Below are 20300 nucleotides of genomic sequence, written 5' to 3' on the forward strand. Positions count from 1 at the left end.
CTTCAGTCGAGCAGGCGCATCTGGACGTGTTCGCGGGAGGGAATGCGTAGCGCCAGGCCCGGATCGAGCGCCAATGGAAAAAAGAGGTCGTTGTAGTCGCAGATGATCCACCAGAGCCTGGCGTCACCCAGATAGCGGTGCGCGAGCAGATCCAGACGGTCGCCCTCGACTACGGTGTGCAGGCGGTCGTCATATCTCGGAGTAGTGTCGATGCGCTGGCGCATGCCGAGGGAGGTACCGTCGCTGTCCCGGTAGAGAATGCTGCGGGCGTAGCGGGAATCGCGGCCGATCATGAGCGTACCTCCGACCAGTTGATGGAACGGTCCACATATTCTTCGAGGACGATGTCCACCTCGGCCCGTTGCGGCAGCAGGTTGTCCCGGTCGAACAGGCCGAAGAACCGCGCCTTCACCTGCCGGACGATGCAGGTCACGCCGGGGTAGAGATCGCCGAAAATCAGCAGCACACGGTGCGGTGCGTTCTTGAGCATGGTTCCGGCGTGTTCCGGATATTGCAGCGAGCGGAGCCAGTCGACCTTCTGTTTGACCGGCCCCTTGAACAGCTCGACCTTGAAGGCGATCCGGCGCGGTTCTCCGGCGACGTACTGGTAGCGCGGGTGGCTCATGCCGGGGATCTTGATCGTCGCGTAGTCGGTCGACTTCTCGTCGCTGATGGAGTTGGGGTTGTACTGGAATTCGAGCCGCTCCCCCGTGTCGGCGTCCACCAGATATCCCTTGATGGGCTGTTGATCCCAGGCCATTGCTTACACCTCGGCGATCTCGAGGATCGGCTTGCCCAGTTGATCGGCCCGGTCGAGTTCCCGCCGCATACCGCTGGAAATGCCGTTGCCGGTGAACGCCCATACCTCGTCGCAACATTCCATGTAGGCCAGGCCGCAGGCGATGCCCGTCTCCCGCTGCTCGGGAACGCTGTCGTCGGTGAAGGTCGGATACAGCAGATGCGGCGCGAACGGCGCGTGACCGCTTCTCATGACCCGACGGCAAAGCGCTTCGGCGACCCTGACGTTTCGGGCTATGTCGCCCGCGAACGGGCTGCAGACAAAGATGCGTTTCATCGGTCCTCTCAAAGGGTTTCGTAGTTTCTGATCTTTCGTTCCCGAAGATCCTTGTAGACGGCCTCGGCCACCTTCCGGCCATCGATGTGGGTGGTCACGCTCAGTTCCACCGGGCGGTCGGCCTGGCCATCGAGGCGAGAGAGCAGCGATTCCAGCAGCTCACGCAGACCCGGACCGGCTTCCTCTCCGCGCATGGGTGTCGATGGAGCGGTGCGAGCCGGAGCGATCAACCGTTCGGAAGGCACCGTCTCGGCGAGTCCGGATTGCAGGGGCTTCGCTATCGAAGTCGGAGCGGCCATTATGGGCCGCTCGATCCCGGCCGGAGCCAGAGAGGCGTCTCCCTTTTCCAATGACGGTTCCACCGCGAACGGATGGATATAGCTCTTACTTACCGGCTCGACGGCCGCCACGACGGTCTGCACGGTGCCGTTCATCGGTTGCGGAGGCGGCGCGGCCGTGGCCATGACCGGCTGGAGCATCAGCATGGCGCTCAGGGCCTTGGGCACCAGGCGATCGTCCAGACGCGGCACGAGACTCAGCACGCTTTCAATGATGCGTTGCCCAATCGATTCGGCGGGCGGCGCGGTCCCGAGTGGTTGCTTCCGCTCGGCCACCTGCGGAATCGGGGCCAGAACTCCCAGCATGGCGCGAGCGGAGGAGAGCAAACTGTTGGTGATCCCGACGCTGCTATCCTTGATCGCCTGAATGCCCGCGCTCGCGCCGCTGGAAAGCCGCTGCCAGAGGGACTGCCCCTCGGCACCGGCGCTGGTAAAGATTCGGCCCACAGCCCCGGGGACGGCAGATAGAGTGGAAACGATTCGGTCGCGGACATTGACGGCTCCCGTGGCCAGCGCATCCCAGGCATTGACCTGGGGCGACGTGATTGCCAGCTCAGGCGTGTCGCCAAACAAAGATTGTTTGAGACCGCCGAAGATGGCACCGGCCTTGGCCGCGACGGTTTGAGCCCCGGAGGTCAACCCGTCCCAGAGTTTGCCAGCCATCTGGAAGGGAGCCGAGGCGGCGTTCATGAGGTTGCCACCCGCCGATTTGATCTGCTGCCAGGCCCCCGCAGCGGCCGAGAGAATCCCGCGAGCGGCGAAGCCGAACACTTTCGCGGGCAGCGACTGGGTAAGGCTCATGCCGTCGGCGAGGGTCTTGAGCAACGCGGAACCGGAGGCGGTCAGGCTGGCGAGTGGTCCCTCGCGGGCATCGGAGAACGGCAGTAGATTGCGCAGCTTGCCCAGAGCGTTTTTGAGCATGGTGAAGGGATAGGTCACCGCCGACCAGATCCCTTCGCCCAAGGTGACGAGCAGCTTCTTGCCCGCCTCGAAGAAGGTGGTGTCCCCGGCGAAGAAGGAACGCACGGTGGCAAACATCTCCCGCAGGGTGCTGATGATCGGCAGATTCAGAATCGCCTGGCCGATCTGTCCGGCGGCGTCGGCCACCAGGCGTCCGATGGAGGTGAAGATGCCGGACATGAAATTCCAGACCCCGACCACCACATCCCGCGCCCAGCGGAACGGGGTGGCAAGAAAATCGTAGACCGCGCCGCCAATGGCCTTTAGACCGTCCAGCAGGGAGATGTCGCCGGTCAGCACCTGCCAGACCGCATAGACGATCTTCCCGGCGGCCACGAATGCCTCGCCGATCATGCGCACGGGCAGCAGGAACTTGTAGATGAACTTGGTCGCTCCGATCAGGGACCCGACGAGGATCTTGCCGACCCAGACCACGCTGCGCACCACCACCGCCAGGGCTCGGACGATGAGCGACAGGTTCCAGGCCACGATCTTCAACGCGAATGCCAGCCCCCGCAGAAGCACACCGGCGACGGTGCCGATAACCGTGCCGAAGGTACGCCAGGACGACCCGTCGGTGGCGCTGGCCGCCACGCCGAAGATTTCCACCACTGAAAGGACCGCGCTGGCCAGTGCCGCATAGGCGCTCATCAGGGTGCGGACGGTTGGTTCGAGGATGGCGCGGATGCGGCCAAAGGCATGGGAGAACGCGCCCCACAATCCGGCCAGAGCCTCGCGAACACGGTAATAAGCCTTGAAGACGGTGACCACGAAACCCAGCAGTCCGGCGGATTCGAGCTTTTGGGCCAGTTCGGCCGACATCTGCCCGCCGCCGCCGCTGAGCGAACCCACCAGCTCTCTGATCCCCTGGAAGAGCAGCGTGACCTTGTTCCATGCCCCGGTGATGACATCCTGGATGCCGCCGAAGTTGGTTTCCCAGGCGCGTTTGAGCAGATACACCGAAAGGATCACGCCCGCGATGATCGCGGTGACGGGCAGAAAATAGGTCGCGACCGCCGAACCCACCCCGGCCAGCGCGGCGCTGATGGCCACGAACCCGGCCTTGATGGCGGGAAGCATGAGTCCCACCATGCCCACGGCGGCGGTGACGGCTCCGGCCACGACCAGAATGGTGCCGAAGGCCATGGACAGCCCCAGGATCACCCGGGTCACGCCCGGCATCGATTTGGCCATGCGCTGCAGGAACAGAATGAAGCGGGAGACCCCGTTGATCACCGGCGTGACCACCGGCAGCAGAGTGCGGCCCAGGATTTCGCTGAGGTTGGCCATCTGCTGGCGCAGGAGCAGAAACCGGGCTCCGATGTCCTGGTTCATGGCGTCAGCCATCTGTTCGGTGACCGCCGTGCCGGTCTTCATGGCCCGGCCCACCGACTGGATATTGCCTTCGAGGCTCTCCATGCCCGCCGACATCTGCAACAGGAACTTGACCGCCTCGTCGGAGCCGAAGGCCTTCTTCAGCTTCACCTGGGCGGCGGCGTTGGAGAGGTCGGGGAACTGGCGCTTGATCTCCTGCAGGATGGGAACCACGCCCTTGAGACGGCCGCTGGTGTCGGTGAAGGACAGCCCCAGCTCGTCCCCGGCCTCGGCCGCCTTCATGATGAACGCCTTGTACAGCGTGCCCGCCTCGGAGCCGGGCATGGTGGTCTGAAGCTGGCCAAGCACGGCGAGCTGCTCGTTCAGGGGAATGTTGCTCGCCGCCGCCACCGCGCCGATGTTCTTGATGGCGTCGGCCATCTGGGTGCCATTGGTCTTGAACGAGGCCACGGTCTGCGCCATGGCTCCGGAAAAGGCGGTCGCCCATTCCATGTCGTTCATGTCGGCCATGATGGGCTTGAAGATCCCGTAGGCGGTGGTGAAGGTGCCGACCATCTCCTGGGTGGTGGCTTTGGTCGCCTTGGCGGTCATGGCGGCCATGGAGGTGAAGACGCCCACCGCCTCATCGCTGAGGTTGGACAGGGCCGATTTTACGTCATAGGTGGCGGTGATGAAGGCGGCCTTGTCGGCACCGGACCATTGGTTGGTGAAGGATTCGGCGGCGTCCTCGATGGCACGGAGATCCTGCACGCCCAAGGACGCCAGATCTCCCAGGGCCTTCTGGGTCGCGGTGGTGGAGGCGACCAGGGCGGCGGGCATGGCCATCAGGGCCAGTCCCGCCCCCAGCATCATGGTGCCTTGCTGGATGCGGTCCAGGTTGCGGGTCATCCGCTCGCTGGCATCCGCCACGGTGGAATCGAGGTCCATCATGGAACCACGGATGCGCTGCGCGTTCTGCGAGAACGCATCCTTCATCGATACCACTATGCCCAGTCCGAGATCGCCGTTCATCTATCGCCGTTCCGTTTGCTCATGTTCAAAATCAAGTTGCCGCTCAAGGGCCTCGACGAACTGACGCCGGACCCTGAGCGGCAGCGAGCGGGTTTCCGACCAGCTCCAGTGCAGTCCGCCGTAAGCGAGAAAGAATGCGTCGCTTACAAGCGAACTCCAGGGAACAAAAAAGCCGGTTCGGCCTCCAGACGGGTGCGGATCTTAGTGCCGCAGCCATCGCATTCGGTCTCGACCGAGGTGTCGATTCCCGCGTCGACCCGCAACATCTCCTGCCGCAGGGCGTTGCGGTCGCGCATCGACATTTCCGCCAGGCTCTTCTTGGAGGGAGCCTTGCCGTCGATGTCGAGGACGCGGATGAGCATGGCCGAGGTGATGTTGGGCTCGCGCAGGCTGGCCAGGCGTTTTTCCTTATGGCCGTCAAGATATCCGAAGCGCACGGTTTTCTTCGAGCCGGGCAGTTTGAAGACGAACTCCCGCTCCTCGCCGTAGGGGGTAACCTTGAGATCCTCGAGATTGATGGTCACAAAGTTGGTCATGCGGCAGGCGCTGTTCGGGCAGCTCAGCTCCAGCTCCACCTCGTCGCCGAGGGAAATCTGGCGCAGGCGGACCAGGGCGAACAGCCGGTCACCCGAGAGCAGGTTCATCACCTCGGCGAGATCGGGATCGGTCTTCTCGCCCAGCCGGACGAAACAGTTGCGGAGCACCTGGTTGATCGCCTCTCCGGAACGGATCAGGCGCTGGTTGGTGAGCAGTTCTTCCTCGGCCCCGGTCATTTCCCGAAGCTCGAGTTCAGGGCCGCTTGGCAGTTCAAAGCTGTACATGGTCAATCCTCCGGTTTAGGTCCAGTATTGGAAGCAGATGGTGAGCTTCTCGATGGTGTTCTCGGTGTTGCCGCCTTCGAGCTCGTCATATTCGAGCGCCTTCACCCAGGCCCCGTGCAGGGTCCAGCGGCGGGTCTCGTTGCCGGTGCGGTCGTAGCGGACAACGTCGATGTCGCGCATGTAGTCGGCCGGAAGGCCGCCGGTGACAGCGTTCACGTCTACCTGTTTCTTGATCCATTCGCGGGCCGCCTCGTCGGAGCCATCCTGCAGGGTGCCTTTCTCGAGGGTGATGTCCTCGAACTTGACCCGCCCCGCCACCTTCTGGTCGAACATCGAACCGGCCGGGGCGAAGGCCACTTCCTCGAATTCGGTTTTGGGCTCCTGTCCCTTGTGGAACAGGGCCACGTCGAAGCCGTTTACCTCGATGGCAAACTGCCAGTTCTGATAAAGGCTCTTAGGCATGTTTCCGCTTCTCATAGCCGTATTCTCCCGTTAGATGATTTCTTTGAAGTCCGCGCCGGTGCTGGTCAGGATGAAGTTCAGCTCGATGAACTCCGCCGTTTTGGTCGGCTTGACGAACACGCGGGCCACCATTTCGTTGCGGTCGATGACCGCCGGGGTGTTGGTCTCCTCGTCGCACTGAAAGGCGAAGTCGTAGAGGCCACCCTTGTCCTTGATGTCCTGCAGGAAGGGATTGATCAGGCGGCCGAGGGCACGCCAGGTCTGGGGATGGTTCGGCTCGAACACCACGAAGCGAGAGGACTCCGAGATGGCTTCCTCCATGTACATCATCAGGCGGCGCACGTTGATGCGGTCCACGGCCGAGGGCTGGCTCTGCAGTGTCTTCTGCCCCCAGATGTTGATGCCGGTGTCGGGGAACACGGCGATGACGTTGATCCCCTCCGGATAGAGCACATCGCGCTCGCCACGGCTGGTCTTGTAGGCCAGGGAGAGCGTGTTGAAGATGCGGCCACGGTCGATACCGGCGGGCGCGTTCCAGACGTTGGTCTTCTGGTCGCTGCGGGCGATGCAGCCAGCCACCGCGCCGCAGGGCGGCACCAGTTTCTTGCGCGAGTTGACCGGATCGCTGATCTCCAGCCAGGGGAAATAGAGCGCCGCGTAGGAGGAGTTGAAGGCCGCGTGGCTGTACATCCCTTGTCCCTTGCGGAAGTCGACCGCTTCGAGCGGCTCCAGATGCATGGGCGTGTCGGCGATGAACAGCAGATCCTTGCGTCCTTCGGCATAGGTGATTCCAGCGTTGATGACCGGCACCGTGGTGACGCCGGGAACCATCAGCAGATTCAGGGCGTCGATCTCGTCAAAGCCATAGAGGCCGGTATGCTGCGAGGGATCGCCGATGAAATCGGCATCGGCCAGATCGGTCAGTCCATTGTCGCCGCCGCCGAGCGTGAACCCGCCCAAGGCCGGACGGTCGCCGGGCGTTCCCATTGCTGCTGCCAGATCCTGGACCAGGATGAAATCCGAACGGTCGTTGATCGTCAGCTCCACATGGTTGGGCAGCGTCTCGTCCATGCTCAGATCCTTGAACACCTCGACCACATCGCCTTTGTGCCGGACCACCAGGTTGAAATGGTTGGCCGGGTCAAGGGAGCCGTCCTCGATGGAGACGGAGAGCCGGTCGCCCCAGACGCCTTCGTTCACGGCCTCGATCCGCAGGGCGTCGGCGGGCGTCGCCTCCCGGTTCTGCAGCACGATGGAAGACTTGAGCGCCGTCAGAGTGTCCCGGTCGGTTGGGTCGGTGAGATGGGCGATACGGATGACATAGAGGACCGAGCCGCCGTTGTCGAAAAACGCCCGGGCGGCGTAGGCCAGATAGCTCTCGTTGATGTAGGAGCCGAAACGGTTGATGAACTGCTCCCAGCTCGTCACCAGCACGGGCTTGTTGATGGGGCCTTTCTCGGCCACTCCGACCATGGCGGCCGACGAGGTCGAGATCTGCTTCACATAGAAACTGAAGTCCGTTTCCCGGGTGTAAATCCCGGGGGATAGATAGGTCGGCATGGTTATTTCCTCCGCTTGCTGGTGGTCTTGGCCTCATCGGCTGCGGCGTCCTCGGTCGCCGTGGGTTTTTCCGGCTCCGGTTCCGCGCCGCCGGTCAGGTCGGTGATGCGCACCAGGCCGCGTTTTCCGGCGGTCTTGATCTCGGCGGAGAGGTCCATGCGGGCGATGCTCTTGCGTTCTCGCGGCCCGAGGTGAAGGGTTCCCTGGCCGGAGAGGTTGAACGTCAGGGGTTGGAACTGGAGGTTTCTGATCTCGATCACGGTTGTTCTCCTTTACGGTTGAATGGTTCGTTGCTCTGTCACGTCGCCGTGAAACTGGAAGGTCCGGTCCCGGATCAGCCGACCGTCGCGCAGGTCGCCGTCGTACACCGGGCAGGATTCGATACGGATGCGTCCGGAGCTTTGCCGGAGGTTGGAGAGGTTCACCCGGGCCAGACCGCCCAGAGGAACCAGTTCAGTGAGGTTCAAACTGCCCTGGTCGGCGATGGCGATCTCCGCGTGAAGCTGGAGGAACCGCGACACCGATTCGTGAAAACCGAGCAGTTCGGCCTCCCGGTCCACGGTCACCACCAGATCGAAATCGAGGTGATAGAGCCTGGGAAACCGGCACTCCTCGAAACTCAGCTCCGCAACATTCTTCTCGAACAGGCGGCTCTGGCTGCGGCGGAAACGGTCTTCCGTCAGCTTCGGCCCCTGGAGGATGACGCTGGGGGTGCGCTGGACCTCGAACAGGTCATCCGGGAACACCAGCACGGTGTCCGGGTGGATGATCTGCTTGGCCAGGCGGATCAGTGTTTCTGTGACGGTCTGTATCGTGCTCAAGGGACGCCTCCGTTTTCTGCTTGGTTACTTACCGGAAGCGCTGGCGATGTGTCGGAGGCTCAAAGCGCGGAGCGGATCGCCTCGCGATAGTTCTGGAGGATCTGTTCGCGGTACTTCTCCATCACCGGATGCAGAAAGGGTCTGGCGGGGATGACGATGGTCGCGCCGTTCGGATGTTTAATGGTGGCTCCGTACTCCATGACGGCACCGATGTTCACCATGTCTTCACCGTCCTTGTTGACGGTGCCGCGCAGCAGGCCGACGAACGCCTTGTCGGCCATGATCTTCTGGGTGATGGCGTTGACGAGAAAGCCAGTGTCGATGAGCGCCTTGCTTGAGCCTTTGCGCAGGGTGGTGCTTTCGGCGAGTTTCACGAAGGCCTGTCCGCCCGGGGCCTGGGAGCGAATCCCCCGCTGGATCTCGCGCACCAGAAAAAGGGCGTTGCGGATCGTGGCCTGACGCAGGGCCGTGGCCAGGCGCGGCCCCATGCCGGTGGTCAGCTTGGCGCGGGCCTTGTCCCAGTCACCGGTCCGCCTAACGCCCATTGAGCTTCACCAGTTGCAGGTTCTTGTGGGTGACGGCCCCGAAAAAGTGTTCTTCCTCCACACTCTGTATGCGATAGGTTTCCCGGTCTGCGGCCAAACGGTCTTCCCCCCGGACATCGGCATCCGGAAGAACGCAGGCGAGCGCGTCGATCTTGCCGCTCAGCTCCTCCGGCGGGGTTTCGTTCAGTTCGAGGGGGATGACGGAGATTTCCGTGTATTGGGCATCGTCGGTGCCGTAGAGCCGCTCGCCGGGAACGACGCGCAGGACGCGTGCGGTCTGGCCGGAGGAGAGGATCAGCCGGGCGACGTCGGCCACGGCTTCGGCGCGTTCCCGGTCATTCAACAACATCGAGATCGATCCCTTGTTCGTAGATGACCGGCGTAAGGCCGCTCGGAGTCAGGATGTAGGCTTCCTGATCGAGCTGGGTGGCCGGACGCAGCTCGGTGAGCCGCTGGCGGTAGTCGACGAGCAGATCGGCTTCGAGCTTGGCCCAATGGCCGGGCTGACCGGTTTTGTCCACCCGCTTGTCGCCGCTGGAAAAGGAGAAGGCGTTGGCGGTGGCCGAACGCATGACCTGGCAGGCGTGGATCTGCGCCATGATAACCAGGAGCTCGCGGACCTCGCCGGTGGGATCGGGGGTGATCTCTCCGGCCGTGATCGTCAGCGATTGGTCGAGGTCACGGCCGACCCGGAAAACGGCCTTCCGGACGCATCTCTCCAGAGTCTGATCCTCGAAGAGAGATGCGCCCGGATCGGACAGGTCGAGCCGCAGGTCGGCGATCAGATCACTCAGCAGCACCTTGCAGACCCTCCAGACGGCTCTTGAGCGCGTCGATCACCGTGCGGCGTTTCTCGGTGTCCATGTAGCCTTTGAGGGTTTCCGGATTGGCTTCCTCGTTAACCTTGGAAATGGCGTCGGTGGCGGAGAGTTTGCTCAGGTCCACCGGTTCCGCGTCCTGGTCAGGCTCTGGAGGGGCGAGCGGTTCCTGCTTCGGTTTGTCGGCCATGGCCAGGCGGCCGTTCTTGAGCGCCGCCTGGATCTGCTTGGTGAGGCGTTCCACCTCGACCACCTGACCGGGTTTGAGCTTCAACCCGGCGTCGGGGATCACCAGAACGCCGGGACGGATGTTCTTGATGCGATTCATGTCACATCACCTCCAGGATTACGGAACCAGTTTGACCTTGGCCATGATGTCGGGGCGGGTAATGCCCTGACCGATCTCGGACCACACCAGCCAGCCGGTCTTGAAGCGGGTCTTCTGATCGATGGACTCCGTCTTCAGGTTTTCGCGCACCGGCATCTTTCCGACCTCTTCATCCGGGACGATGATGATCTCGTCCAACGGCATGGAGGCGGTCAGCAGAATGCCGCCGGTGCCGTAGTTCTTGATGACACCCTTCTGACGCAGCTCGAGCTTGGTCTGGGGATCGAGGTTCCAGCCGCGCATGTCGTTGAACCGGCGGCCGCGCATGACGATGTACTTCACCGACAGCTCCAGGTCCTCGATGATCGAGATGGCCTCGTTCAGCGCCTCTTCGGTGAGCAGGTCGCCGGTGACCTCGATGGTGTTGGTCGCCGGGATGGCCGAGGAGAGCACCGAGATGGTGCGGCGGTCCATCTCCTTGCGGATGGCGTCGGCGGCGCTGGTCTGGATGTCCATCAGCGTGCCGATGTTGCCGTTCTTGAGGACGGAAACGTCCACCATCGGATTTGAGTGGATGCGGTTGGTGGGAAACTCGACCTCGTCCTTGCCCACCTCCTGTTCCTGAGCCTCACCTTCTTTACTGATCCAGTGGGCCTTGACCGTAGGCTTCTTCTGATAGACCGGTCGTTCGCCCTTGGGCAGCGTATGCTTGGTGAGCAGCAGCGAGGAGATCTCCTTGCGCTTGATCTCCTGTTCGATGGGCGCGGCGATGGCGGCGGCAAGCGCCTGCATGCCTTCCGGCGACTCGAGAGCCTCGCTCATGAGCCGCGCCATGGTTTCCATGTACTCCTGGGAATGGATCTTCAACTGATTGGTTTTCATGTGCGTTGGCTCCTTGGGTTAGACAAGCAGGCGGAATTTGAGAACGCCGCTCCGGACGGAAATGGCCTGGGCGATAACAAGCTGCCTGTTGGCGATGTTGCCGCCTTCGAGTTTTCCGGTGGCGGAAACCTTGAGGTTGTCTCCGGGATTGATCGTTCCCTCGAAAACATCCGTTTCGTAGATCCCGCCGCCGCAGTAAATGCCCGGCATTTCACCTCCGGCGTAGTCCTTGATCAGAATGCCGAACGAGCGAAGTTCGGGATCGGTGTTGACGGCGAACAGGTCGTCGCCGACCACGCGGACCACCTGGCCGAGCTGGCCGTCGCCCTGGATGTGGCCATCGCCATAGGCGAGGCCCCGGTGACACGGATTGATGAATGACATGGTGTTTCCTCCTTATGCGTTGATTTGCGAATGTTCGGGAGATTCCTCGCCGACACGGTTGCGGTAAGCGGCCATGAACCCGTCGCGCAGACGGTCCTCGAGCGACACCTTGCGGTCGTCCACATCGAGAGGCCGGACACCGGCGTCGCTGCGTAGCGGGGTTTCCGTCGATGCCTTGGCGGCGGGCTTGCCGCCCTGGTCGCTGTCGGCGGGTTTCTCTTCCTTGTCCTTGTCCGCTTTGGCCGACTTGGGCAGGCGCTCGTAAGCGGCCTCGGTGGCGGCGAAGGCTTCGTCGGACAGTTCGGCCAGGCGTTTCAGCTCGGCTTCCCGGTCCTCCTCGGACGCAAAGGAGAGCCCCTGCTTCTCCAGCCGGGTGAGCAGTTTCTTGGCGCGGGAGCGGCAGGCGGCCGCCTTTTGTTCGGCTTCCAGTTCCTGGACGCGCTTCTGCAGCTCGGCCACCTGGGCCTTGAGCTGCCGGTTTTCCTTTTCCAGGTCGGTAACGCGAGCGGGATCGCCTTCCTGCTGGGCCGGTTTCTTCTTGGCCGCGTCTGATTCGGTCTTGGCGGCCTGGTCATCGGTGGGTTTGGTTTTGTCTTCCATCGTGGAATCTCCTTCGGGTTGGGATTGGTCGGGCTGGCTCTGAAGGGACGCCACCTGCAGAATCCTGGCGTTCTCGTCCGCGCCCTTGCGGTCGAGCAGTCCCAGTCCGGTGAAAGTGACGCCGTGCAGAATCTCGAAAACGGGTTGGCCATTGAAATCACGGCCCTTGAATTTGCGCAGGTGGGTGCAGTAGTCGGCCTTGTTCTGGAAGCGCTTGTGACAGACCGAGCATTCGCCCTCCTGGTAGTCGCACTCCATGGAGACCTGGGAGATGATCCCGCGCTTCATCAGCTTGTAAGCCAACCGGGCGGCCGGGGTGTCGTGGACGTACAGCTCGCCGACGCATTCCACCCGGCCGCCGTTGTCGTCCTCCAGGTAGTCGGCGGCGACAACGCCACCCACGATGTCGTTGAACTCCTGCGAATGCTGCAGATCGACCTTCTTGTTCACGGCCGTCATGTGCCGACCGGACAACTCCTCGGCGGTGAAGTGATCGCCGTTCTTGTTGGTCCCGGTGCGGCAGAGCACGAAGCTGAACTGGGGGTCGCCCGCCGAGCCGACATCCATGGCCTCGGTCGCGAGACGTTCGCCTTCGCCCAGCCGGATGTCCACGGGGATGCTGGTGTGGAAGTTCGCGGCGGCGGCCATCGGAACGGGTTTCTCCTCCCGCTCGGCGCTGGCCTTGGCCCCGGGGGCGCAGACGAACAGACGCTCCTTGGCGTTGGATGCCTCGCCGTGCTTGGAGGTGATGGCGTAGTGGTGATCCTTGGACTTCATCCGGCTCTGTTTGCCGAAGGAGCCGATGATCCGCTTCATCTCCTGCTCGTTGGGATAGGCGTGATCGCGGTAGGAAATCAGCCAGTGCGGAATGTGCTTGGCATTGCCGAGAAAGGTCTGGAAGAACTCGCTGGCGTTGGCCTTGGTGACGGTCTTGTGGTCGATCTCGTAATACTTGACCTTGGTGTCGGCCTTGATTTCGAGCCCTTCCCAATAGGTCATGAGCCCCTCCACGAAGTGGTAGGCCCGCTCGTAGTTGGTGGTCGAAAACTCGGTGGCGTAGGGCGGATCGAAGTAGGCCAGATCCGCCTTGGCTTTCGGCAGCAGGTCGTTGATGTCCTGCCGGTGGGCCTTGTTCTCCTTGTCGTTGTCGAAGACCAGGGCGTTGATGCGCTGCAGGTTCTTGCGCAGACGATCCTTGAACTCGTCTGGGGTGTCCTGGCGGCGGCCATAATCGGTGGACGACGAGAAGTGGCCGAAGCCACCCTTGCCGCTCATGCAGGTTTTGCCGAGGCCGAACAGGGCGATGTCTTTCTTGAAGCCGGAGAGCTTGTCGCAGTTGGCGCGGATGGTGTCGATCAGCGCATGGACGCCCTTGGCGAAGAAGATGCCCTTGAAGTTGTCCTGAACGAAGCTGCCCGCCTTGGCGTTGTCGGCCAGAAGCGCTTCGATCTCGTCCTCGCTCAGGCGAACCGAGTTGTTCTCGATGATCGCCTTGGCGGCGTGGTGGCAGTAGCGGAGCCGGTCGTTGGCGATGACCTGGAGGCCCTTGGTCTTGTACATGTAGGCCACGACCGCAGACCCCGAAAAGGCGTCGAGCACGGTGCCAACGCCTTCCGGGGTATGCTTCCAGATCCAGTCGACGAGCTTCTGCTTGCTGCCGATGTAGTTGGTGATGTACTTGGGGCGCTTCTCGGGAGGGAGCTCTTCAGGAGCGGACTGTTCGGCGGCCTCGGTCCCAAGCGCATCGGGATCGAGAGTCAGCGCCGCATCGGCCTCCAGTAGAAACGCCAGCCTTTCCAGGTCTGTGGCGAACAGTTCCATCAATGTCTCCGGTCAGTTTGCTGTGCTCTCCGCGACCTGCGGGGAGCGTTCAGCGATTACTTACCGGAAGCGTCGGCGATGTGTCGGAGGGTGACTGCGAATTTCAGCGGGCGGGGTTCAGCCGCGCCAGAACGGCCTTGCCGCAGGCGTCGAGGGAGGGGTATTCGTCGCTCTCGGTGATCTCGGAAAAGACCCCGTCATAAGGTGAGCGGGACAGCCGGTGGTATTCGAGAAAATCCGCCGGAAGCGAGGTGGCACAGGACGATGAGGACGGGTTCGGGCACCTGATGCTGATTTAATTTACTTCATTTGGAATGTGGTAACCGTACTCCGTAATTTGGAATAGAGTTCCATTAGACAATCGAAGGGGTCTATTTCTCCTGCCGCAGCACGCTATGCACTACGAGGTGCTTCTGTAGAATCCCTTTGAGCACGCGCCAAAGCCAAAAATCCACGTACATAGTCGATGCTATCGTCTGCCTCACGAATACCGAGGAATAACTGCTTGTCCACACCTGATTTTCCCAGCCGCACCGGGAAGACATCAAACCGGTCTGCGTATTCTTCGACGATCCAGCGTGGCAAAGCTCCAACGCCTCGGCCGCTGGCTATCATTTGCAGCATGATGTCAGTTGTCTCGATCAGTTTGTGTCGTTTCGGGCTGATGCCCGCAGGCGTGAGGAACCGTGTATAAATGTCGAGCCGGTCAATGGTGATCGGATAGGTGATCAGGATTTCTTTGGATAATTGCTCCGGGCTCACATGGCTTGCTTGACGCAATGGATGTTGCGGGCCGACGACCAACACCTGTTCATAATCAAAAACTGACTCAAAAAGTAGACCTTTCTTGTGAAAAGGATCAGGTGTTACCAACAAATCAATATCGTAGCTAAACAGTGCACCGACGCCCCCGAATTGAAATTTTTGCTTAACATCTAAATCGACCGAGGGCCATGCAGCCAGAAAATGCGATGCGATCTTCAGCAGCCACTGATAGCAAGGATGGCATTCCATGCCAATGCGCAACGTACCGCGCTCACCTCGCGCAAACTGCTCAATGCGTTCCTCAGCGTGGACAAATTGTGGCACTAGACGATTGGCCAAACCCAACAGGTATTCCCCTGTCTGGGTTGGGCACAAACTACGTCCCTCACGACGCCATATCGCAGCACCCAACTGATCCTCCAGCTTGCGAATGCTATGGCTGAGTGCGGACTGGGTGAGGTGTAGTTTTTCTGCGGCGGCCGTGAGTGAGCCATTTTGGTCGACGGCACGGATAATTTCCAGGTGGATACGTTCAAGAATGGCCATTGGGGCACCTTTCACTATGAGCAAATTTCATCGTTCTCTGAAAATATATCATTTTACTTCATACATGCAAGCTGTATATTTAGCGCATGTGTTCAAAATCAAAAGAAAGGATCTGCAATGGCAAAAACGCATAATCTTGGTTTCCCGCGCATCGGAGCCAAACGCGAGCTGAAATTCGCCCTCGAAGCCTACTGGAAGAGAGAATCATCCCGTGACGAACTAAAAGAGTTGGGGGCCGTTTTACGTAAACGCCACTGGGAGGATCAGGCCGGACTTGATCTTGTGCCCGTCGGCGATTTCTCCTTTTATGATCAAGTGCTGGACATGAGCTTTGCTCTAGGTAACCTGCCTGAGCGCGTCCAGGGCTTTCAAGGTGACCAGCTGGACAATTACTTTCGTGTCGCACGAGGTCGGTCAGCACAATCGACTGAAAATCATGCGCAGTGCTGCGACGGGGTTGCGGCTGGCGAGATGACCAAGTGGTTCGATACCAACTACCATTACATTGTCCCAGAATTCAACGCGAAGACCACGTTCAATCTCGATGCCACGCAGCTGTTGGCGCAACTGGATGAAGCCAAGTCTCAGGGCGTGAAGGCCAAGCCGGTGATTATCGGTCCACTCACCTATCTCGCCATCGGCAAGGCCAAGGACGACTCGAACAAGCTGGCTCTCTTGGAGCGCCTGCTGCCGGTCTATGGCGAACTGCTGGATAACCTGGCTTCTCAGGGCGTGGAATGGGTGCAGATTGATGAACCCGTCCTCGTCACCGAGCTCGATGCCGAATGGCAGCATGCCTTCAACACCGCTTACCACCAGCTCAAGAGCACTAAAGTCAATCTGCTGGTCGCGACCTACTTCGGCCAGTTGCAGGAGAACGCCTATCTCGCGGCCAATCTCCCGGTCGCGGGCCTGCACCTCGACGCGCTCAACGACCGCGACGGTGTACTGCCGCTGCTGAACATATTGCCCTCGCACAAAATTCTGTCGCTTGGGGTGATCAACGGCCGCAACATCTGGAAGACCGACCTTAATGCCGTGCTCGACTGGCTGGAACCGCTGCACGCCCGCCTGGGAGATCGCCTGTGGATTGCTCCGTCGTGTTCGCTGCTTCATGTGCCGGTCGATCTTGACAGCGAACAGCGGCTCGATAACGAGATCAAATCCTGGATGGCCTTCGCCAAACAGAAACTAGGCGAAATAGTTGTGCTCGCCACCGCGCTAAACCGGGGCCGCGCTGCGGTTAAGGTCGAGCTGGACGTTAACCGCAGAGCAATTGAAACCCGCCGCAATTCGCCGCGTGTCACCAATCCGGCGGTTAGGGCCGCTCTGACCGGAATTACTCCAGAATTGGGATGCCGTAAAAACCCCTATGATGTGCGTGCAGCCAAGCAAGCACCGCTGTTGAATCTGCCAAAATTCCCGACGACCACCATCGGCTCCTTCCCACAGACGGCGGAGATCCGTCAGGTACGCAGTCAGTTCAAGTCCGGGAAAATCGATCAGGTCGAGTACAGGCAAGCCATTCAAGGTGAGATCGCCCGCTGTGTGCGTGAACAGGAATCCCTGAACCTGGATGTGTTCGTGCATGGGGAGGCCGAGCGTAACGACATGGTTGAATATTTCGGCGAACAGCTCGAAGGCTATGCCTTCAGCCAGTTCGGGTGGGTGCAGTCTTATGGTTCGCGCTGCGTCAAGCCGCCTATCCTCTTCGGAGACATCCGACGTCCGAAAGTCATGACGGTGGACTGGATCAGCTACGCTCAATCCCTGACCGACAAGCCTGTGAAAGGCATGCTAACCGGTCCAGTGACCATCCTTAACTGGTCCTTCGTCCGAGACGACCAGCCGCGCTCAGTGTCCTGCAAGCAGCTGGCGCTGGCCATCCGCGAGGAGGTGCTGGATCTGGAGAAGGCTGGGGTGCGCGTGATCCAGATCGACGAGGCCGCCCTTCGCGAAGGATTGCCCCTTCGCAAGTCTCAGTGGAAGGAGTACCTTGACTGGGCCGTGGAATCTTTCCGCATCACCGCCAACGGAGTAAGCGACGAAACCCAGATCCATACACATATGTGCTACTCCGAGTTCAATGACATAATTTCGGCCATAGCTGATATGGATGCTGACGTCATCACCATTGAAACTTCGCGTTCCGATATGGAGCTTCTCGATGTTTTCGACGACTTCAAGTATCCGAACGAGATCGGTCCGGGGGTGTACGATATACACTCGCCCAACATTCCCAGCGAAGAGCACATTGTCGCACTGATGAAAAAAGCCGCCGAACGTATCCCGGTCGAACGGTTGTGGGTCAATCCCGACTGCGGCCTGAAGACCCGGCAGTGGAAAGAGGTGATTCCGGCCCTGACCAATATGGTTGCCGCCGCGAAGAGATTGCGTGCCGAGCTGCACTTATCGAGGAATGACCATGTTTGAACGGATAAAATACAGTATCGACCGGATCGATCCGGAATTGTTCGCCGCGATGGAGCAGGAAAATCAGCGACAGGAGGAGCATATTGAGCTGATCGCTTCGGAAAACTATGCATCTCCGGCTGTGATGGCTGCCCAAGGTTCGCAGCTCACCAATAAGTACGCCGAAGGCTATCCCGGGAAGCGTTATTACGGTGGATGCGGGAACGTCGATGTTGTGGAGCAGTTAGCCATAGACCGGGTAAAGCAGCTCTTCGGAGCCGAAGCCGCAAATGTGCAGCCCAATTCGGGCTCACAAGCAAACCAGGGTGTCTTCTTCGCCGTGCTTAATCCAGGCGACACCATCATGGGCATGAGCCTCGCCGAAGGCGGCCATCTTACCCATGGCATGAAGCTGAACATGAGTGGGAAGTGGTTCAATGCGGTCAGTTACGGCCTGAACGCCAAGGAGGACATTGACTATGAATCTTTGGACGTCAAGGCCCGCGAAACCAAACCCAAGCTGATTGTTGCAGGGGCATCGGCCTTTTCGTTGCGTATCGACTTCGAGCGCATTGCGCACGTGGCGAGGACAGTTGGTGAGCGGTGGTCCCGGAAAACGGAGCCAGTGAGGGGCGGATAGACCGCATCGGGTTCTCCCGGTAAAAAGGAGACCGAAAGGAGAACCGATGAAGAAGCCGAGACGAAATCACAGCGCGCAGTTCAAGGCGCGTATCGCGATGGAAGCGTTGCGCGGCATCAAGACCGTGGCGGAGATCGCGGCGGAAAACAACGTGCATCCGACCATGGTGACTCGATGGAAGACGGAGCTCACAGAGGGCGCAGCCGATCTCTTTGAGCGCAAGAACGCGCCGGACCTAGAAAAGCGCGGGCTGGAAAAGAACTGCGAGCGGCTGGAGCGAAAAGTAGGTCAGCTGGTGATTGAGAAGGAGTGGATGGAAAAAAAATGCGTCGAGTTGGGGATCGATCCGTGAGGAAGGCTCTGGTGGATCCTTCTGATGCTCAACTCTCGCTGCGGCGCCAATGTGCTCTGCTGGGCGTCAACCGGAACCGGTTGACGCCGCCGGAGCCCAGGGCGACGATCACGGACTTACGGATTATGAGGATGCTCGACGAACTTCATCTGCGTTTCCCGACGTTCGGGACGCGGGGGCTGCGCCGATTACTCAAGCGCGAACAGGGGCTGAACGTGGGGCGAAAGCGGCTTCGCCGGCTGATGAGGCTCGCGCATATCTCGGCTCTCCGCCCGCGGCCGCGGACCAGCGCACCGGGCAAGGGGCATCGCATCTATCCGTATTTGCTGCGTGGAGTGGATGTTACGCGGCCGAATCAGGTCTGGTGCGCCGATATCACCTATATCCCGATGCCGCGAGGGTATTGCTACCTGGTGGCCGTCATGGACTGGTACAGCCGGAAAGTGCTCGGGTGGGAACTGAGCACCACGATGGATACCGCGTTCTGCCTGCGGGCCTTTCGATCGGCGGTGGCCACGGCCGGACGGGCGCCGGAGATCATGAATACCGATCAGGGCTCGCAGTTCACGTCGACGGATTGGATCAGGGAGATGAAACAGCACGAGGGCTTAAAAATCAGCATGGATGGGACGGGCCGCTGGGTGGACAATGTGTTCATCGAGCGGCTGTGGTGGAGCCTGAAGTATGAGGATGTTTATCTGAAAAGCTATGAAACGCCCCGGGAAACCGGGCGCGGCGTGGGGGCGTGGCTGGAGCGCTACAATACCGAACGTCCGCATTCATCGATCGGGGATCGAACGCCCGATGAGGCGTACTTCGGAATCGAGGCGGAGTCGAAATGGAGAGCGGCATGAAGAGGCGAGTTGCCCACAGCCATGCGACCGTCTCCGACGAGTTCAATGACCCATTCTCGACGGCCGCAGGCTATGGACAACTCGCCGGAGTTGTGGCAGAACACTCGCAGGAAGCGGGAGCCCTGATGCTGACTTAAAGTTCGAAAAAACTGGCTCCGCTATCGGGACCACCGCTGTCTTAACACAACCCCAAAATACCGTCATTCGGCTAACTGCTTAATCTGAAAGGATATCTGTAACCGGACGCGTGTCGGACCCTGTCCGAAGAAAACAGAGAATACCGCCCCAAACAGAGAATGAACGTGGTGAGAATGGAGAGAATCTGGTGGCTGGAGAGAGGTTCCGGAAAGATGTTAAAACGGCCGAAACCCTTTGAATACAAGGGGAAAAAGAAAACCCGCCTACCCAGAGAATCACTCTGGAGAGACGGGTTGTCTTTTTCAAAATGGTGGAGGCGGGGGGATTCGAACCCCCGTCCGTGCAAGCGTTACGTCTGCTTCTACGTGCGTAGTCCATCTTTAAGTGTCGCTCGCGGGCCGCCGATGAACGGGCAATCCCGGTCGCCAGTAACCGGAAAAAAACTTCGCTCCGCACCCCCGGTTACCCGGGATTGGAGCTAACCTGCTGTCGTCGCCGCTATCCCCTAGCAGGTGTCAGAGTAGCGACGCCACTGCGTTATTTACGCAGCGAGGGCCAATTCTTCGTTGGCACTTGTATGGTTACCGGATGATTTACGAGGCCAACCGGTGTCCTCGGCACGCCACAAACGCTCCGATTCTTACACGTCGAAGCCTGTCGCCCCCTCCTTTTCTAGACCCCATTAGACCACATGGGGCGGAGGTGTTCAATGTTTGGAACGCTCGTAGTAGGCCCGCAGACCTGCGAAGCAGGGCCAGGGCCGTGATCTTCACGCGCCTGGCCGCCGGCTTTATTCACCCCTTTCATGTCTTGACACCCTTCGCCGTTCATC

The 20300-nt window shown here is 60.5% G+C and carries 19 protein-coding genes, 1 other RNA gene and 1 pseudogene; 3 read left to right on the plus strand and 18 right to left on the minus strand.

Annotated features, from left to right (window positions below):
* Positions 1-2 precede the first annotated feature (2 nt).
* The 17 genes from L21SP4_RS03385 to L21SP4_RS03465 form a co-directional block, all read right to left on the minus strand.
* On the minus strand, positions 3-293 hold the full coding sequence (locus tag L21SP4_RS03385) for a LysM peptidoglycan-binding domain-containing protein (RefSeq protein WP_052881339.1): 291 nt from the start codon (positions 291-293) through the stop codon (positions 3-5).
* Positions 290-760 carry a CIS tube protein gene (locus tag L21SP4_RS03390; protein WP_011366981.1) on the minus strand — a complete coding sequence of 157 codons (471 nt, stop codon included), beginning with the start codon at positions 758-760 and terminating at the stop codon, positions 290-292. The genes L21SP4_RS03385 and L21SP4_RS03390 overlap by 4 nt, the downstream gene beginning before the upstream one ends.
* 3 nt (positions 761-763) lie before the next feature.
* Entirely contained in the window at positions 764-1075 is a 312-nt protein-coding gene (locus tag L21SP4_RS03395) for a DUF7768 domain-containing protein (protein ID WP_052881340.1), read from the minus strand.
* A gap of 8 nt (positions 1076-1083) precedes the next feature.
* Complete coding sequence (locus L21SP4_RS03400) at positions 1084-4719, minus strand: phage tail tape measure protein (RefSeq protein ID WP_052881341.1); 3636 nt, start codon at positions 4717-4719, stop codon at positions 1084-1086.
* Positions 4720-4862: 143 nt separating this feature from the next.
* Complete coding sequence (locus tag L21SP4_RS03405) at positions 4863-5540, minus strand: T4 family baseplate hub assembly chaperone (protein WP_052881342.1); 678 nt, start codon at positions 5538-5540, stop codon at positions 4863-4865.
* Positions 5541-5555: 15 nt separating this feature from the next.
* The gene (locus tag L21SP4_RS03410) at positions 5556-6002 is read right to left on the minus strand and encodes a phage tail protein (RefSeq protein ID WP_227501130.1); all 447 of its coding nucleotides are present in this window, start codon (positions 6000-6002) and stop codon (positions 5556-5558) included.
* A gap of 30 nt (positions 6003-6032) precedes the next feature.
* Complete coding sequence (locus L21SP4_RS03415; protein ID WP_052881343.1) at positions 6033-7562, minus strand: phage tail sheath C-terminal domain-containing protein; 1530 nt, start codon at positions 7560-7562, stop codon at positions 6033-6035.
* A gap of 2 nt (positions 7563-7564) precedes the next feature.
* Positions 7565-7822, minus strand: a complete 258-nt coding sequence (locus L21SP4_RS03420; protein WP_052881344.1) for a hypothetical protein — start codon at positions 7820-7822, stop codon at positions 7565-7567.
* Between the two features lie 12 nt (positions 7823-7834).
* Entirely contained in the window at positions 7835-8383 is a 549-nt protein-coding gene (locus L21SP4_RS03425; RefSeq protein ID WP_052881345.1) for a hypothetical protein, read from the minus strand.
* Positions 8384-8442: 59 nt separating this feature from the next.
* A complete protein-coding gene (locus L21SP4_RS03430) occupies positions 8443-8928 on the minus strand; it encodes a phage virion morphogenesis protein (RefSeq protein ID WP_052881346.1) in 486 nt (161 codons plus the stop codon).
* Positions 8918-9277 carry a hypothetical protein gene (locus tag L21SP4_RS03435; RefSeq protein ID WP_052881347.1) on the minus strand — a complete coding sequence of 120 codons (360 nt, stop codon included), beginning with the start codon at positions 9275-9277 and terminating at the stop codon, positions 8918-8920. Before L21SP4_RS03435 ends, L21SP4_RS03430 begins: the two co-directional genes overlap by 11 nt.
* Complete coding sequence (locus tag L21SP4_RS03440) at positions 9264-9728, minus strand: hypothetical protein (RefSeq protein ID WP_052881348.1); 465 nt, start codon at positions 9726-9728, stop codon at positions 9264-9266. The genes L21SP4_RS03435 and L21SP4_RS03440 overlap by 14 nt, the downstream gene beginning before the upstream one ends.
* Positions 9715-10074 (minus strand): hypothetical protein, encoded by a 360-nt coding sequence (locus tag L21SP4_RS03445; protein ID WP_052881349.1) that lies wholly within the window; start codon positions 10072-10074, stop codon positions 9715-9717. Before L21SP4_RS03445 ends, L21SP4_RS03440 begins: the two co-directional genes overlap by 14 nt.
* A gap of 18 nt (positions 10075-10092) precedes the next feature.
* Positions 10093-10956 (minus strand): HK97-fold major capsid protein, encoded by an 864-nt coding sequence (locus tag L21SP4_RS03450; protein ID WP_052881350.1) that lies wholly within the window; start codon positions 10954-10956, stop codon positions 10093-10095.
* A gap of 18 nt (positions 10957-10974) precedes the next feature.
* Positions 10975-11340: a hypothetical protein gene (locus tag L21SP4_RS03455; RefSeq protein WP_052881351.1), complete on the minus strand. Its 366-nt coding sequence runs from the start codon at positions 11338-11340 to the stop codon at positions 10975-10977.
* 12 nt (positions 11341-11352) lie between these two features.
* Positions 11353-13761 (minus strand): DNA adenine methylase, encoded by a 2409-nt coding sequence (locus L21SP4_RS03460; protein ID WP_052881352.1) that lies wholly within the window; start codon positions 13759-13761, stop codon positions 11353-11355.
* Positions 13762-14154: 393 nt separating this feature from the next.
* Positions 14155-15072 (minus strand): LysR family transcriptional regulator, encoded by a 918-nt coding sequence (locus tag L21SP4_RS03465; RefSeq protein WP_029895055.1) that lies wholly within the window; start codon positions 15070-15072, stop codon positions 14155-14157.
* 117 nt (positions 15073-15189) lie between these two features.
* On the opposite strand from L21SP4_RS03465, the gene metE reads away from it, so the two are divergent.
* The 3 genes and pseudogenes from metE to L21SP4_RS03485 all read left to right on the plus strand — a co-directional run bounded on the left by metE (position 15190) and on the right by L21SP4_RS03485 (position 19330).
* Positions 15190-17505 (plus strand): 5-methyltetrahydropteroyltriglutamate--homocysteine S-methyltransferase, encoded by a 2316-nt coding sequence (metE, locus tag L21SP4_RS03470; protein ID WP_052881353.1) that lies wholly within the window; start codon positions 15190-15192, stop codon positions 17503-17505.
* Positions 17498-18082, plus strand: a pseudogene (locus L21SP4_RS03475) (PLP-dependent aminotransferase family protein); the annotation flags it as partial. The gene metE and the pseudogene L21SP4_RS03475, both read left to right, overlap by 8 nt.
* A gap of 88 nt (positions 18083-18170) precedes the next feature.
* A protein-coding gene (locus L21SP4_RS03485; RefSeq protein ID WP_096335053.1) for an IS3 family transposase occupies positions 18171-19330 on the plus strand; the annotation gives its coding sequence in 2 pieces (ribosomal slippage) (positions 18171-18452 and positions 18455-19330; 1158 coding nt in all).
* 446 nt (positions 19331-19776) lie between these two features.
* On the opposite strand, the gene ssrA is transcribed toward L21SP4_RS03485, so the two are convergent.
* Positions 19777-20133: a transfer-messenger RNA gene (gene ssrA, locus L21SP4_RS12310) on the minus strand.
* Between the last annotated feature and the right edge of the window lie 167 nt (positions 20134-20300).

The organism is Kiritimatiella glycovorans, assembly GCF_001017655.1.
In the GTDB taxonomy this organism is placed as follows: Bacteria; Verrucomicrobiota; Kiritimatiellia; order Kiritimatiellales; family Kiritimatiellaceae; genus Kiritimatiella; species Kiritimatiella glycovorans.

What these genes read in the sequence shown, in the direction of transcription:
- L21SP4_RS03385 (WP_052881339.1), bottom strand. Translation starts at nt 293, where the DNA reads ATGATCGGCCGCGATTCCCGCTACGCCCGCAGCATTCTCTACCGGGAC.
- L21SP4_RS03390 (WP_011366981.1), bottom strand. Translation starts at nt 760, where the DNA reads ATGGCCTGGGATCAACAGCCCATCAAGGGATATCTGGTGGACGCCGAC.
- L21SP4_RS03395 (WP_052881340.1), bottom strand. Translation starts at nt 1,075, where the DNA reads ATGAAACGCATCTTTGTCTGCAGCCCGTTCGCGGGCGACATAGCCCGA.
- L21SP4_RS03400 (WP_052881341.1), bottom strand. Translation starts at nt 4,719, where the DNA reads ATGAACGGCGATCTCGGACTGGGCATAGTGGTATCGATGAAGGATGCG.
- L21SP4_RS03405 (WP_052881342.1), bottom strand. Translation starts at nt 5,540, where the DNA reads ATGTACAGCTTTGAACTGCCAAGCGGCCCTGAACTCGAGCTTCGGGAA.
- L21SP4_RS03410 (WP_227501130.1), bottom strand. Translation starts at nt 6,002, where the DNA reads ATGCCTAAGAGCCTTTATCAGAACTGGCAGTTTGCCATCGAGGTAAAC.
- L21SP4_RS03415 (WP_052881343.1), bottom strand. Translation starts at nt 7,562, where the DNA reads ATGCCGACCTATCTATCCCCCGGGATTTACACCCGGGAAACGGACTTC.
- L21SP4_RS03430 (WP_052881346.1), bottom strand. Translation starts at nt 8,928, where the DNA reads ATGGGCGTTAGGCGGACCGGTGACTGGGACAAGGCCCGCGCCAAGCTG.
- L21SP4_RS03435 (WP_052881347.1), bottom strand. Translation starts at nt 9,277, where the DNA reads ATGTTGTTGAATGACCGGGAACGCGCCGAAGCCGTGGCCGACGTCGCC.
- L21SP4_RS03445 (WP_052881349.1), bottom strand. Translation starts at nt 10,074, where the DNA reads ATGAATCGCATCAAGAACATCCGTCCCGGCGTTCTGGTGATCCCCGAC.
- L21SP4_RS03450 (WP_052881350.1), bottom strand. Translation starts at nt 10,956, where the DNA reads ATGAAAACCAATCAGTTGAAGATCCATTCCCAGGAGTACATGGAAACC.
- L21SP4_RS03455 (WP_052881351.1), bottom strand. Translation starts at nt 11,340, where the DNA reads ATGTCATTCATCAATCCGTGTCACCGGGGCCTCGCCTATGGCGATGGC.
- L21SP4_RS03460 (WP_052881352.1), bottom strand. Translation starts at nt 13,761, where the DNA reads ATGGAACTGTTCGCCACAGACCTGGAAAGGCTGGCGTTTCTACTGGAG.
- L21SP4_RS03465 (WP_029895055.1), bottom strand. Translation starts at nt 15,072, where the DNA reads ATGGCCATTCTTGAACGTATCCACCTGGAAATTATCCGTGCCGTCGAC.
- metE (WP_052881353.1), top strand. Translation starts at nt 15,190, where the DNA reads ATGGCAAAAACGCATAATCTTGGTTTCCCGCGCATCGGAGCCAAACGC.